The following is a 13,069-nucleotide window of genomic DNA, read 5'->3' as shown; positions in this document are numbered from 1 at the left end:
TGTTTTGCTGCGTCAGTGCGGCGTGCGAGGCTTACAACGCCGAACAAAACCGTAGCGAGCGGAAGTAAGTTGTGGTCGAGAAGCGCAACTGTACGAAGGTACAGTGAGCATCGCAGGCCGCAAATTACGACGCGCAGTAGGTTTTGATAGGCGTTCTTACTTGCGGCTGCTGCCCTTGCCGCCGCCCAGCATGTCGAGCTGTTTCGACGGCGTGCCTTTGTGCGCTGGCTTGGCTGCAGGCTTGGCGGCTGGCGCAGGGGCGTGCTTCACGGCAACCTTGGCCACGGTCTGGCCGGCGGCGCTGGCCGGTTTGCTCGAAGGAAATGGTTTCGCGGCCGGCTTGGCCGGTGCCGGCGCGGCGGCTTTCGCTGGCGCGGCGGCGGCGGGTGCAGGTGCGGGCTTGGCCGCTTCAGGCTTGGCTTCCAGCTTGGCTGCCGGTTTGGCTTCGGCCGCTTTCACGGCGGGTTTGTCGGCAACCTTGTCGACAATCTTCTCGGCAACCTTGGCAGGCGCTGCCGCTGGCTTGGCTGCCGGTGCGGCGACAGGGGCGGGCGCCGCCTTGGCGGCAGGCTTGGCCACTTCGGCAGGCTTGACGGCAACGGGGGCCGGTGCCGCTGCCGGCGCTGGCGCAGCTACAGGGGCAGGTGCGGCGACGGCCAGCGCAGGCTTGGCTGCGGCAGGAGCAGGAGCGACGGCAGGGACTGCCTCATCGAGGCGCGCCTTGGCCGAGGCCAGCAGTTCCGCCTGGGTGCTCGAGGCGATGCCGAACAACTGGCGGCTGTAGGCCAGCATGCTCTCGATGTTAGGCTGCGCCTGGCTGGTGCTGTAGCTGAAGAAGTCGCGCGGGTCCTGCGTTACCAGCAGGTGCTGCGCCGTTTCTGCCGTGTGCGACAGGGCAGCCTTGCCTGCGTTCAGGTTCAGCGCGATGATTTTCTCGGCGCTTTCGAAGACTTTGCTGGTCAGGGTGCTGAAGATTTGCAGCTGGCTTTCCAGTTGCGACTTGGCGGCGCTGGAAAATTGTTCTGGAAGCGGAAACATATTTACTCCTTTGTACGGATTAAAATGCTGGCAAAACGCTCTGCAAAATCCCGAAAACCAGAGTTGGCCGCGTTTTGTAAAGTAGGTAGCGTGCTGAACAGCTGATCATAGACTTTTTATGATGCAACGCAATATGAATATTCTAGCGGTGATTCGAGTTAGTTGAAAGCTATTTTCTCAAGGGCGTGTGCCGCGTGTTTGCCACGGGCTTGCTGTACTCATGCGCCTGGCAGCATTTGCCGGAAGTTTGCGCGCGCGCAAAGCGTTGTCATGGAATCTATGGCTACGTTTTTGCCAGTGACTATATTAGTGCACTGCAGCATCCTTTGAAAAAATAAGATGACACTGCGCTCAAAGCACCAGGTACCGTAGTCAACCGAAGGAGTGTCCGCATGGACCTTGTCATCCGCAATGCCAGCCTGCCCGACGGGCGCCGCGCCATCGATATCGCCATCGAGGGCGGCCGCATCGCCGCCGTCGGCCCCGCCTTGCCCGTTGCGGGCGCGCAAGAGATCGACGCCGCCGGCGACCTGGTCACGCCGCCGTTCGTCGATGCCCACTTCCACATGGACGCCACGCTCAGCTACGGCTTGCCGCGCGTAAACGCCTCCGGCACTTTGCTCGAAGGCATCGCCCTATGGGGCGAACTGAAGCCGCAATTGACGCAGGACGCCCTGGTGGCACGTGCCCTGCAATATTGCGACTGGGCCGTGGCGCGCGGCTTGCTGGCCATCCGCTCGCACGTGGATATCTGCGACCCGCGCCTGCTGGCCGTGGAAGCGCTGCTCGACGTCAAGCGGCAGGTGGCGCCGTATCTCGACTTGCAACTGGTGGCGTTTCCGCAGGACGGCATCCTGCGCAGTCCCGGCGCCTTCGACAATTTGAAACGCGCCATTGCCATGGGCGTCGACGTGGTGGGCGGCATTCCGCATTTCGAGCGCACCATGGCCGACGGTGCCGAATCCGTGCGCCTGCTGTGCGAATTCGCCTGCGAGCGGGGCCTGATGGTCGACATGCACTGCGACGAATCGGACGACCCGCTGTCGCGCCACATCGAAACCCTGGCCTTCCACAGCCAGCGCCTTGGCATGCAGGGCAGGGTGACGGGCTCGCACCTGACGTCCATGCATTCGATGGATAATTACTATGTGAGCAAATTGCTGCCGCTGATCCGCGAGGCGGGCGTGGCGGCCATTGCCAACCCCCTCATCAACATCACCCTGCAGGCGCGCCACGACACGTATCCGAAGCGGCGTGGCATGACGCGCGTGCCCGAGATGCTGGCCGCCGGCATCCCTGTCGCCTTTGGCCACGACTGCGTGATGGACCCGTGGTACAGCCTCGGTTCGGGCGACATGCTGGAAGTGGCGCACATGGGCTTGCACGTGGCGCAGATGACGGGGCAGCAAGCCATGCACGACTGCTTCCTGGCGGTGACGGAGACGCCGGCGACCATCCTGGGCCTCGATGGCTACGGCATCGCGCCCGGCTGCCATGCGGACTTGCTGATCCTCGATTGCGGCTCCACGGTGGAGGCGCTGCGCTTGCGCGCGGCGCGGCGCCTGGTGCTGCGGCGCGGGAAAGTCGTCAGCGAGGCGCCACGCGCGCAATCGCGCCTGCACCTGCCGGGGCGGCCCGATAGCGTGAATTTTCGCCTGGGGCGCTGATACAATCAGCCATCACTTGTTATCGGGAGCAGCGCCTTGAAAGAAATTGATATCCGCCCGGCCAACGAAGCCGACTTTGACGCCATGTGGCCGATCTTCCAGGCCCTGGTGGCCGGCGGCGACACCTATACCTTCCCCGCCGATACCACGCGCGAAGCGTGCCACGCCTACTGGTTCGGCCCCGGCGTGCAAAGCTTTGTCGCCGTGATGGGCAGCGAGCGCCTGCTGGGCATGTACAGGCTGGTGGCGAACCAGCCGGGCCATGGATCGCACGTGGCCAATGCCTCGTTCATGGTCGATCCGGCCGCGCAGGGCGTTGGCGTGGGCCGCCTGCTGGGCGTGCACTGCATGGAAGAAGCGCGCCGCGCGGGCTACCTGGCGATGCAGTTCAACTTCGTCGTCAGCACCAACCTGGCCGCCGTCACCCTGTGGAAAAAGCTGGGTTTCACGGTCGTCGCCACCCTGCCGCTGGCCTACCGCCACGCGCAACTCGGTTATGTCGACGCCTACGTGATGTACCAGCTGCTCACCGATCCGATGCAGTGGCCGGCATGAGCGGCGCCGTCACTGTGATCGAGACGCCCCGTCTGCGTCTGCGCACCGCCACGCTGGACGATGCGGCCTTCTACATGGCGCTGGTCAACGACCCGTCGTGGATCGCCAATATTGGCCAGCGCAATATCCACACGCTGGAGGCGGCCCGCGCGGCACTGGAAACGGGACCGATGGCGCAGCAGCGTGAGCTGGGCTATTCCTTTTATATCATTGAACTGCGCAGCGAGGGCGTGGCCATCGGCATGTGCGGGTTGATCAAGCGCGCCACCATGCCCGGGCCCGACATCGGTTACGCCCTGCTGCCCGCACATTGCGGCCAGGGCCTGGCCTGGGAGGCGTCCGCCAGCGTGCTGCGCCACGTCCGCGACGTGCTGCGCGTGCCCACCCTGTATGGCCTGACGTCACCCGCCAACCAGCCCTCGATCAATCTGCTCAACAAGCTTGGCTTGCGCTTCGAACGCTTCTCGCGCCAGCCGCTGGGCGGCAAGGACTCGAATATCTATCGGCGTGATTTCTTGCGTGCTGACGCGTGAAAAATAGTATTTGAAAACTGGCCGCTTTTGCAGTGGTGGCAGGCCGTCTTTGTTTTTATAGTGGATTCACCGGTGGAAAACCGCCGGACTATAAAAATGGAGACGTGTTATGAAAATCATGACTGCTGTTGCATGGGGTGCCCTCATGTCCGCCGGGTTTGCCGACGCCTCGGGGCAAAGCTGCTCGGTGCCGGTGCTCAAGGTGCTGGCGCAAAAAAGCCTGGGCCTGACGGTGATGGAAAAGACCCTTGCCGAGTATGAAAAGAAAAACGGCACCAAGGTGCAAATCAGCTATTTCGGCGAAAACGACCGCCGCTCCAAGGCCCGCCTTGATGCTTCCACCAAGGCCGGCTCCTACCAGATCTATTACATCGACGAAGCCAACGTGGCCGAATTTGCCACGGCCGGCTGGGTCGTTCCCCTGCTCAAATACCTGCCCAAGGACGCCGACTATGACGACTTCCTGCCAGGTCGCCGCGCCGTCGCCTCGTACAAGGGCGTGGCGTATTTCGCGCCCCTGATCGGCGGCAGCGACTTCCTGTTCTACCGTCGCGACCTGCTGGAAAAGGCCGGCATCGCCGTGCCGAAGACGCTCGACGAACTGGTCGCCGCCGTCAAGAAGCTGAATAGTCCGCCGAACGTGTATGGCTGGGCGGCGCGGGGTCAGCGCGGCTCGGGCATGAATGTCTGGCGCTGGGCGCCGTTCATGCTGGCCGCCGGCGGCAAGTGGGAAAACAATGGCGTGCCGACCTTCAATTCGCCGCAGGCCGTGAAAGCGACGACCCTGTACCGCGACCTGTTCAAGTATTCGCCGCCCGGTGGCGCCACCTACGACTGGAGCAATGCGCTCGAAGCGTTCAGGTCGGGCAAGGTCGCCTTCATGATCGAGTCGACGCCCTTCGCCGACTGGATGGAAGACCCGAAAAAATCCTCGGTGGTCGACAAGGTCGGCTATGTGCGCCCGCCCGCGCCGCTGGCATCGGCCGCCTACGGCCACGGCCTGGCCATCTCCGCCACGGGCGCCAAGGATGAATGCACGCGCCAGGCGGCGGGCAAGTTCATCGCCTGGGCCACGGGCAAGGAGCAGGAACAGGCGCGCCTGAAGGACAAGGTCTTCAGCGACTACAACCGCAGCAGCACCATCGCCAGCGACTACTTCCGCAAGCACGTCAAGCCGCAGATCCAGGCGGGCTTGACGGACACCACGCCCGTCTCGCGCGTCACCATCTGGCCTAGCCCCGAATGGCCGGACATCGGCGACAACCTGGGCGTGGTGCTGGAGGAGGTATTTACCGGTACGCGCGGCGACGTGCAGAGCGCGCTCGATGAAGCCAATGAGTATGCGACGGAAGTGATGCAGCGGGCTAGCAAGCGCAAATAGAGACATCTGACCAAACCTACTGCGCGTCGGTATAGGCGGCCTGCGATGCTCACTGTGCATAAAGCACAGTTCCGCTTCTCGGCCACCTCTACCTTCCGCTCGCTACGGTTTTGTCAGGTGTCGTGACGCAGCCTGTTTGCTTGTCCGTTCTCGTTTGAAAGCCATCACCATGCCGCATACCATCCGTAAAAAACGCCACACCTGGCTGCCGGCCGTCTTTCTGACGCTGCCGCTGCTGATCCTGCTGATACTGGGCCTGGTGCCCAGCATCGCCGCCATCAACCTGGCCCTGCAAAACCGCGTGCTGCGCTACAGCGACAGCGACTACGTCGGCTTTGCCAATTTTCTCCGCCTGTTCGGCGACCGCCGCTTCCTCAATGCCGTGCAGGTATCGGCCATCTGGGAAGTCGTCACCGTGGCCGGCTCGCTGCTCGTCGGCGTGCTGCTGGCCGTGTTCCTGTTCGAGAGAGTCAAGGGACGCACGCGGGACGTCATCGCGCTGCTGCTGATCGTGCCGGTGCTGCTGCCGCGCGTCTCGGCCGCCTTCATCTGGAAGTTCATGTATTCGCCGCTGATGGGCATTTTGAACTGGCTGCTGGAAATCGTGGGCCTGGGCGGCACGGCCCTGCTGTCCGATCCCGCCACGGCGCTGTATGCGGTGGCGCTGGTCGATATCTGGCAGTGGGGCCTGTTCTTCGGCGCCGTCATCCTGAAGCTGCTCGAAACCCTGCCTGGCGAACCGCTGGAAGCGGCACGCCTCGATTACGCCAGCACGCTCCAGGTGTATGCGTATATTGCGCTGCCGATGCTGAAGGTGCCGATCATGAGCCTCGTGTTCATCAAGATGGTCGAGTCGCTGCGTTCGTTCGACCTGATCTACGTGATGACCAAGGGCGGCCCCGGCATCTCCACCGAAACGCTGGACATGTATGCGTATGCGCAAGGCATCGGCCTGATGGGCAAGGTGTCGTATGCGTCCAGCATGGCCGTGCTGATGATGCTGGCCACGACCATTATTTTTACATTGCTCTGGAAGCGGGTCGCAAAATGGGAAAACTGACTGTTCGGCGCGGCGTCGGCGCCGTCGCCACCACCGCCATCACCACGGTGATTATCCTTGTGGCTCTATTCCCCATCCTGTGGGCCGTGCTCAATTCCTTCAAGGAGCTGATGGACATCGTCACGCCCGTGCCGCGCTTTTTCTTCAGCCCGACACTGGCCAATTACCAGCAGGTGCTGGCCAGCCCCGAAGTGCTGACGGGGCTGGGCAACAGCGTCGCCATCGTCGGCGTGGCCGTGTTGCTGGGCGCAGTGCTGGGCGTGCCGGCCGCGTATGCGATCGCCCGCTATCCGATCCCGGCCAAGAAGGATATCCAGTTCTTCCTGCTGTCCTTGCGCTTTTTGCCGCCCGTCGCCGTCGCCATTCCCTTGATCTCGATCTGGATCGACCTGGGCCTGTACGACTCGCGCCTGTCGATGGTGGTGACGTATCTGCTGGTGACCCTGTCGACCATCATCTGGCTGTCGATTCCCGCGTTTGCCCGCATCCCGAAGGAGATCGAGGAAGCGGCGGCGCTGGACGGCTACGGCCCTTACCAGGTGTTCTGGCACGTGGCCCTGCCGGTGGCCTCGAAGACCCTGATGGGCGGCATCGTCTTCAGCTTCGTGCTGGTCTGGAATGAACTGATGATCGCGCTGGCGCTCACCTCGTCGAAAAGCATGACCCTGCCCGTAGTGGCGTCGGCCTTCACGTCGATGGGCCAGGAAGTGCCATGGGGCGTGGTGAACGCCTCCACCGTGCTGCTGGCGCTGCCGCCGCTGCTGTTCGTCGGCATCCTGGGACGGCTGCTCAACTCCATGCTCAAACACAAATAAAAAGGAAACCATCATGCAAGCACTCGTACTGGAACAGGCTGAAAAAATCACCTTGCGCGATATCGACGTGCCGCTTGCCGTCGGCCCGCGTGACGTGAAGATCAAGATCCACACGGTGGGCATCTGCGGCAGCGACGTGCATTACTTCAAGCACGGCAAGATCGGCCCCTTCGCCGTCGAAGCGCCGATGGTGCTCGGTCATGAGGCGTCCGGCGTCGTGGCGGAAGTCGGCGCGCAAGTGACGCACCTGAAGGCGGGGGACCGGGTCTGCATGGAGCCGGGCGTGCCGCAGTTCGATTCGCCCGCCACCATGCGCGGCCTGTACAACCTCGATCCGGCCGTGCGCTTTTGGGCCACGCCGCCCATCCACGGTTGCCTCACGCCGTATGTCGTGCATCCGGCCGCGTTCACCTTCAAGCTGCCCGACAACGTCAGCTACGGCGAAGGCGCCATCGTCGAACCGCTGGCCATCGGCCTGCAGGCGGCCAAGAAGGCGGCCATCAAGCCGGGCGACGTGGCGGTGGTGATCGGTGCCGGCACCATCGGCGCCATGAACACGCTGGCCGCGCTGGCGGGCGGCTGCTCGCGCGTGATCCTGGCCGACCTGGTGCCGGAAAAGCTGGCCCTGTTCGCCGATAACCCCGCCGTGACCACGGTCGACGTGCGCCAGGCCAGCCTGGCCGACACGGTACGCACGCTGACGGACGGCTGGGGCGCCGACGTCGTTTTCGAAGCCAGCGGCAGCATGCGCGCCTATGACAACATCGTCGACCTGCTCTGCCCGAACGGTTGCCTGGTGCTGGTCGGCATGCCGCCCGAGAACGTGCCTTTCGATATCGTCGCCATCCAGGCCAAGGAAGTGCGTATCGAGTCCGTGTTCCGCTACGCGAACATCTTCCCGCGCGCCATCGCCTTGCTGGCCTCGGGCAAGATCGACGTGAAGCCCTTCATTTCGCGCACCTTCAGCTTTGCCGATGGCGTGCAGGCGTTCGAGGAAGCGGCCAAGGGCCATCCGCGCGACGTCAAGATCCAAATTGAACTGGCAGGAGACTAATCATGGCAAACATCACTTGCAGGCAGCTGCACAAGACCTATGACGAGAAGACGGCCGTGCTGCAGCCGTTCGACCTGGACATCGATGACGGCGAATTCATCGTCCTGCTGGGGCCATCGGGCTGCGGCAAGTCGACCCTGCTGCGCATGATCGCGGGTCTGGAAGACATCAGCGGCGGCGAGCTGCTGATCGGCGGCGCCATCGTCAACGATTTGCCGCCGCGCGCGCGCAACGTGGCGATGGTGTTCCAGAACTATGCGCTGTATCCGCACATGACGGTGTACGACAATATCGCCTTCGGCTTGCGCCGCCTGAAGGTGCCGAACGACGAGATCGAACGCCGGGTGCGCGAGGTGGCGTCCATCCTCAGCCTGGACAGCCTGCTCGAGCGCAAGCCGCGCGCCATGTCGGGCGGCCAGCAGCAGCGCACGGCGATTGCGCGCGCCATGATCAAGACGCCGCAGGTGTTCCTGTTCGATGAGCCGCTGTCGAATCTGGACGCCAAGCTGCGCGCGCAGCTGCGCGCCGACATCAAACGATTGCACCGCCGCCTGCGCACCACCACCCTGTATGTCACGCACGACCAGCTCGAAGCGATGACCCTGGCCGACCGCGTGGTGCTGATGAAGGGCGGGCATATCGAGCAGATCGGCACGCCGGCGGAGCTGTACAACCATCCGCGCACCCTGTTCGCGGCAGGGTTCATCGGCACGCCAGCCATGAATTTCATCGATGGCGTCGTCGAAAAAGACGGCGGAAAAACGGTGCTCGCGTGCGCCAGCTACCGCTGGCCCCTGGTCTCCCCCCGCTTTGCCCCGCTGCAGGCGGGCACGCGCGTGGTCTTCGGCTTGCGCCCGAATCACTTGCGCGCAGCGCTGCCGCAGGAGCAGACTGGCACGCATGGCATGGCCTGCGTGATCGACCTGATCGAGCTGCTGGGCGCCGAAGCGCTGATCAGCTTTCAGTGCGGCGCCTTGACCTTGTCGGCCCTGCTGCCGGCGAACGCGGCCAACAGTGGGGCGCAGGTGGGGCAGACCCTGGAACTGGCCTTCGACGAGGAACACGTGCATTTGTTCGACGCCGACAGCGGACTGGCGGTGGCCGCGGGCTGAAGTCGTTAAAATAGGTGACCGAGACCGTGCAAGGGAACTGCCGTGACGCCTGACCTGGAACTGATCCATAAACCGATCCACGAATCGTTTCGCGCGTGGGCGCACGGCTTTCCGCATACCGTGGCGAAATGGCATTTTCATCCCGAGTACGAACTGCATTTCATCATCACATCGAGCGGCAAGTTCTTTATCGGCGACCATATCGGCAGTTATGGGGCGGGCAATCTGATTTTGACAGGGCCGAACCTGCCGCACAACTGGGTCAGCGAACTGCCGGAAGGCGTGGTCCTGCCCGAGCGCGACCTGGTGCTGCAGTTCTCCAGCGACTTCATCGAACGCTGCGCGCTGCTGTTCCCGGAAATGGCGCCCCTGAAAGCCCTGCTGGGCGAGGCGGGCAGGGGCTTGCAATTTCCCGATGCGCTGGGCCTGCGCCTGGTGCCGCTGATGAAGGAGTTGACGACGGCGCAGGGCTTGCGCCGGGTCGAGCTGTTTACGCGCCTGTTCGGCGAACTGTGCGACTGCCGCGAGCGGCGCCCGCTGGCCAGCGTCAATTACCTGGCGCAGGCGGGCCGCTACATGTCCTCGACCATCAACCTGGTGCTGGCCTATATCAAGCAGAACATCACGCTCGATTTCTGCGAGCAGGACGTGGCCGACGTGGCGGAAATGAACACCCTGAAATTCACGCGTTTCTTCCGCAAGCACACGGGCACCTCGTTCATTCAATACGTGAACCAGGAACGCATCGCGCTGGCCTGCGAGCTGCTGATGAACACGGACATGAAGGTCACCGATATCTGCTACCGCACGGGATTCAACAACCTCTCCAATTTCAACCGCCAGTTTTTGGCCCACAAGCAGATGTCGCCGTCGAAATTCCGCTCCTGCCTGCTGATGAACATGCCCGAGCCGTCCGGCGACGGCCATTCTTAACTTTCTTCTGGAATCAAATGACTTATCTCGGTATCGATATCGGCACTTCCGAAGTCAAGGCCATCCTCACCGATGATGCCCAGACCATCCTTGCCAGCAGCGGCGTGACCCTGCGCGTGTCCAGTCCCCATCCCGGCTGGTCGGAACAGAATCCCGAAGACTGGTGGCACGCCACGCTGGACGTCATCGCCGCCATCCGCGCCGCGCAGCCGGTGGCGTTTTCCGGCCTGCGCGGCATCGCACTGTCGGGCCAGATGCATGGCGCCACCCTGCTCGACAAGCAGCAGCACGTGCTGCGCGCGGCTATCCTGTGGAATGACACGCGCGCCTTTGCCGAATGCGTGGAACTCGAGGCGCTGGTGCCCGAGTCGCGCGCCATCACGGGCAACCAGGCCATGCCGGGCTTTACGGCGCCCAAGCTGCTATGGCTGCAAAAGTACGAGCCGTCGCTGTTCCGCGCCACGGCCAAGGTCTTGCTGCCGAAGGATTACGTGGCCCTGCGCCTGACGGGCGAGTATGTCTCCGACATGTCCGACGCTTCCGGCACCCTGTGGCTGGACGTGGCCAAGCGCGACTGGTCCGAGCGCATGCTGGCGGCCACCGGCCTCTCGCGCGAGCACATGCCGCGCCTGGTCGAGGGCAGCGCTGCCGCCGCGCAGGTGCGATCCTCCCTGTGCCAGGAATGGGGCATCGCGCATCCGGTGCTGCTGGCCGGCGGCGCGGGCGACAATGCGGCCGCCGCCGTGGGCCTGGGCGTGGTGGAACCGGGCGCCGGCCTGCTGTCGCTGGGCACGTCCGGCGTGCTGTTCGCCGGCAGCGATGGCTTTGCGCCCAATCCGGGCCAGGGCGTGCATGCGTTCTGCCATTGCCTGCCCGAGCGCTGGCACCAGATGAGCGTGATCCTCAGCGCCGCGTCCAGCCTCAGTTGGGTGGCGCGCCTGACGCAGTCGGGCGACATCGGAGCATTGGTGAAACTGGCGGAAAACGTCGAGGCGCGCACGGCACCGGTCTTCCTGCCTTACCTGAGCGGCGAACGCACGCCGCATAACGACGCCTCCGCACGCGGCGTGTTCTTTGGCTTGTCGACGGAGCACGGGCGCGCCGAACTGGCCTACAGCGTGATGGAAGGCGTGGCCTTTGCCATGGCCGACGGCAATGCGGCCCTGCGCAGCGCCGGCACGCATCTGGAAGAAGCGTCGTTCGTGGGCGGCGGTTCGCGCAGCCGCTTCTGGGCGCAGTTGTGCGCGAATGCCTCGGGTTTGCACGTGCTGCGCCACGACCACGGCGTGGCCGGCGGCACCATGGGCGCGGCGCGCCTGGCGCTGATGGCGGTGACAGGCTTGCCGCCGGCGCAGGTGTGCACGCGCCCGCCCGTGCAGGAAACGGTAGCGCCGCAGGCGTCCGCCGTGCTGGACGAGCGCCTGGCGCGCTACCGGCGTTTGTATCCGCTGCTGCGCGCGGAGTTTGCGGGAGCGGCCGCGCACTGACGCCGGCATCGGCACGGCCCCGGCAGGTACTTTTGCATTGACATACGCAGCGTATGTCAATAATATGCCTTCACATGCACCATGCATGCGAAAGGACTGCCGATGCCCGTATCCACCGTATCCACCCCGCGCCGTAGCCGCAGCAGCATGATCGAGGAAACGCGCGCCAGGCTGCTGGCGGCGGCGCGCCATGCGTTCGCCGAGCACGGCTATGCGAACACTTCGATGGATGATTTCACGGCTGCCGCCGGCCTGACCCGCGGCGCGCTGTACCACCATTTCGGCAGCAAGGAAAAATTGCTGTTAGCCGTGATCGATCAGCTCGAGGGCGAGCTTGGCGAGCGCCTGCAAGCCATGGCGGACGCCGCACCCACATCGTGGCAAGCGTTTCGCCGCCGCTGCCAGGGCTACCTGGAACTGGCGCTGGTGCCCGAACTGCGCCGCATCATCTTGCAGGACGCGCGCGCCATCTTCGGCGACGTGCCGCAGGCGAACCAGAGCGTCGGCATCGCCGCGTTGCAGGCGGCGCTGCAGGGGCTGATCGATGAAGGCGTGGCGCTGCCCATGCACGCAGGCGTGACGGCGCGCATGCTGTATGGCGCCGTGACCGAAGCGGCCTTCTGGATCGCCGAAGCCGATGGCGACCCGCCCGCGCGGCTGGCCACATCGCTGGCCGCCCTCGACAACCTGCTGGGCGGCTTGCTGGCCGGCCCGGCATCCGCTTGCACTTCCCAGTAACCGCCCCATGCAATGGAAAAATAACGCCGACCGTTTTGGCGCGCTCGCCAAGTTCTTTCACTGGACCAGCGCCGCCGCCTTTATCGGTGCGTATATCGTTGTCTACTATGTGATCTGGTTCCTGGACGAGGAGGCACCCGGCACGCTGGCGGTGCTCAACGTGCACTGGATGCTGGGCTTGCTGGTGGGCGCGCTGGTGCTGCCGCGCCTGGCCTGGCGGCTGCTCGACGCGCAGCCACAGGATGCGCCCGGCTCCGCGCTGGAGCACAGGCTGGCGCGCACCGCGCACTGGGGCTTGTATGGCCTGCTGATCGTGCTGCCCCTGACCGGCTACGCGGGCACCAGCCTGCATACCGACTTTGGCCTGTTTGCCGTGCCCAGCTTTCGCGATACGGCGCTGTTCGAGTGGATGGCGGCGACCTTCGGCGTTACCTGGGAAGGCTTCGAAGCGCCGCTCGATATCGTGCACCACTTCCTGGGAAAATGGGTAGCCTGGGGCGTGGTGGGCTTGCATGTGCTGGCCGCCGTGTTCCATCACCGCGTGCGCAAGGACAATGTACTGACCCGTATGCTGCCGTGATGCGGGTACGGGCAAGCTTGCCCGGATGGCCATGGCAGCGTCGGGAGATCATGACCATCCAGTCAACTTTGCGCTGTAATTTGTTGTTTCTATGTTGAAAGTGTTTCTCTAGCGAA

General features: G+C 64.1%; 12 protein-coding genes and 1 pseudogene. 12 read left to right on the top strand and 1 reads right to left on the bottom strand.

Translation table 11 applies throughout. The features are described from left to right. Positions 1-156: 156 nt before the first annotated feature. Complete coding sequence (locus AC54AF_RS07105; RefSeq protein WP_496635968.1) at positions 157-1,038, bottom strand: phasin family protein; 882 nt, start codon at positions 1,036-1,038, stop codon at positions 157-159. A 392-nt stretch (positions 1,039-1,430) separates the two neighbouring features. Here AC54AF_RS07105 and AC54AF_RS07100 point away from each other — a divergent pair, with 392 nt between their 5' ends. The 12 genes and pseudogenes from AC54AF_RS07100 to AC54AF_RS07045 all read left to right on the top strand — a co-directional run bounded on the left by AC54AF_RS07100 (position 1,431) and on the right by AC54AF_RS07045 (position 12,953). Beyond that, entirely contained in the window at positions 1,431-2,705 is a 1,275-nt protein-coding gene (locus tag AC54AF_RS07100; RefSeq protein WP_496635967.1) for an amidohydrolase family protein, read from the top strand. A gap of 36 nt (positions 2,706-2,741) precedes the next feature. Beyond that, positions 2,742-3,260, top strand: coding sequence for a GNAT family N-acetyltransferase (locus tag AC54AF_RS07095; protein WP_496635966.1), 519 nt, complete (start codon positions 2,742-2,744; stop codon positions 3,258-3,260). Next, a complete protein-coding gene (locus AC54AF_RS07090) occupies positions 3,257-3,793 on the top strand; it encodes a GNAT family N-acetyltransferase (RefSeq protein WP_496635965.1) in 537 nt (178 codons plus the stop codon). Before AC54AF_RS07095 ends, AC54AF_RS07090 begins: the two co-directional genes overlap by 4 nt. Positions 3,794-3,902: 109 nt before the next feature. After that, the gene (locus AC54AF_RS07085) at positions 3,903-5,174 is read left to right on the top strand and encodes an ABC transporter substrate-binding protein (RefSeq protein ID WP_496635964.1); all 1,272 of its coding nucleotides are present in this window, start codon (positions 3,903-3,905) and stop codon (positions 5,172-5,174) included. 169 nt (positions 5,175-5,343) lie between these two features. Further along, positions 5,344-6,234 carry an ABC transporter permease subunit gene (locus AC54AF_RS07080; RefSeq protein ID WP_131688507.1) on the top strand — a complete coding sequence of 297 codons (891 nt, stop codon included), beginning with the start codon at positions 5,344-5,346 and terminating at the stop codon, positions 6,232-6,234. Continuing rightward, positions 6,222-7,049 carry a carbohydrate ABC transporter permease gene (locus tag AC54AF_RS07075; protein WP_496635963.1) on the top strand — a complete coding sequence of 276 codons (828 nt, stop codon included), beginning with the start codon at positions 6,222-6,224 and terminating at the stop codon, positions 7,047-7,049. The genes AC54AF_RS07080 and AC54AF_RS07075 overlap by 13 nt, the downstream gene beginning before the upstream one ends. A 13-nt stretch (positions 7,050-7,062) precedes the next feature. Beyond that, the gene (locus AC54AF_RS07070) at positions 7,063-8,103 is read left to right on the top strand and encodes an NAD(P)-dependent alcohol dehydrogenase (RefSeq protein WP_496635962.1); all 1,041 of its coding nucleotides are present in this window, start codon (positions 7,063-7,065) and stop codon (positions 8,101-8,103) included. 2 nt (positions 8,104-8,105) lie between these two features. Continuing rightward, positions 8,106-9,194 (top strand): annotated as a pseudogene (locus AC54AF_RS07065) (ABC transporter ATP-binding protein); the annotation flags it as partial. 63 nt (positions 9,195-9,257) lie between these two features. Then, the gene (locus tag AC54AF_RS07060; RefSeq protein WP_131688511.1) at positions 9,258-10,148 is read left to right on the top strand and encodes a helix-turn-helix domain-containing protein; all 891 of its coding nucleotides are present in this window, start codon (positions 9,258-9,260) and stop codon (positions 10,146-10,148) included. 17 nt (positions 10,149-10,165) lie between these two features. Beyond that, positions 10,166-11,635 (top strand): xylulokinase, encoded by a 1,470-nt coding sequence (gene xylB / locus AC54AF_RS07055; RefSeq protein WP_131688512.1) that lies wholly within the window; start codon positions 10,166-10,168, stop codon positions 11,633-11,635. A gap of 102 nt (positions 11,636-11,737) precedes the next feature. Next, on the top strand, positions 11,738-12,373 hold the full coding sequence (locus tag AC54AF_RS07050) for a TetR/AcrR family transcriptional regulator (protein ID WP_496635961.1): 636 nt from the start codon (positions 11,738-11,740) through the stop codon (positions 12,371-12,373). Positions 12,374-12,380: 7 nt separating this feature from the next. Further along, positions 12,381-12,953, top strand: a complete 573-nt coding sequence (locus AC54AF_RS07045; protein WP_496635960.1) for a cytochrome b — start codon at positions 12,381-12,383, stop codon at positions 12,951-12,953. Positions 12,954-13,069: the final 116 nt, after the last annotated feature.

This window comes from Janthinobacterium sp. JF4 (genome assembly GCF_059617925.1).
This window is presented reverse-complemented; position numbering and strand designations above follow the sequence as displayed.

Bases quoted from the DNA above. Each gene is read 5' to 3' on its own strand.
- AC54AF_RS07105 (WP_496635968.1), bottom strand. From the start codon at position 1,038: ATGTTTCCGCTTCCAGAACAATTTTCCAGCGCCGCCAAGTCGCAACTG.
- AC54AF_RS07100 (WP_496635967.1), top strand. From the start codon at position 1,431: ATGGACCTTGTCATCCGCAATGCCAGCCTGCCCGACGGGCGCCGCGCC.
- AC54AF_RS07090 (WP_496635965.1), top strand. From the start codon at position 3,257: ATGAGCGGCGCCGTCACTGTGATCGAGACGCCCCGTCTGCGTCTGCGC.
- AC54AF_RS07085 (WP_496635964.1), top strand. From the start codon at position 3,903: ATGAAAATCATGACTGCTGTTGCATGGGGTGCCCTCATGTCCGCCGGG.
- AC54AF_RS07080 (WP_131688507.1), top strand. From the start codon at position 5,344: ATGCCGCATACCATCCGTAAAAAACGCCACACCTGGCTGCCGGCCGTC.
- AC54AF_RS07075 (WP_496635963.1), top strand. From the start codon at position 6,222: ATGGGAAAACTGACTGTTCGGCGCGGCGTCGGCGCCGTCGCCACCACC.
- AC54AF_RS07070 (WP_496635962.1), top strand. From the start codon at position 7,063: ATGCAAGCACTCGTACTGGAACAGGCTGAAAAAATCACCTTGCGCGAT.
- xylB (WP_131688512.1), top strand. From the start codon at position 10,166: ATGACTTATCTCGGTATCGATATCGGCACTTCCGAAGTCAAGGCCATC.
- AC54AF_RS07050 (WP_496635961.1), top strand. From the start codon at position 11,738: ATGCCCGTATCCACCGTATCCACCCCGCGCCGTAGCCGCAGCAGCATG.
- AC54AF_RS07045 (WP_496635960.1), top strand. From the start codon at position 12,381: ATGCAATGGAAAAATAACGCCGACCGTTTTGGCGCGCTCGCCAAGTTC.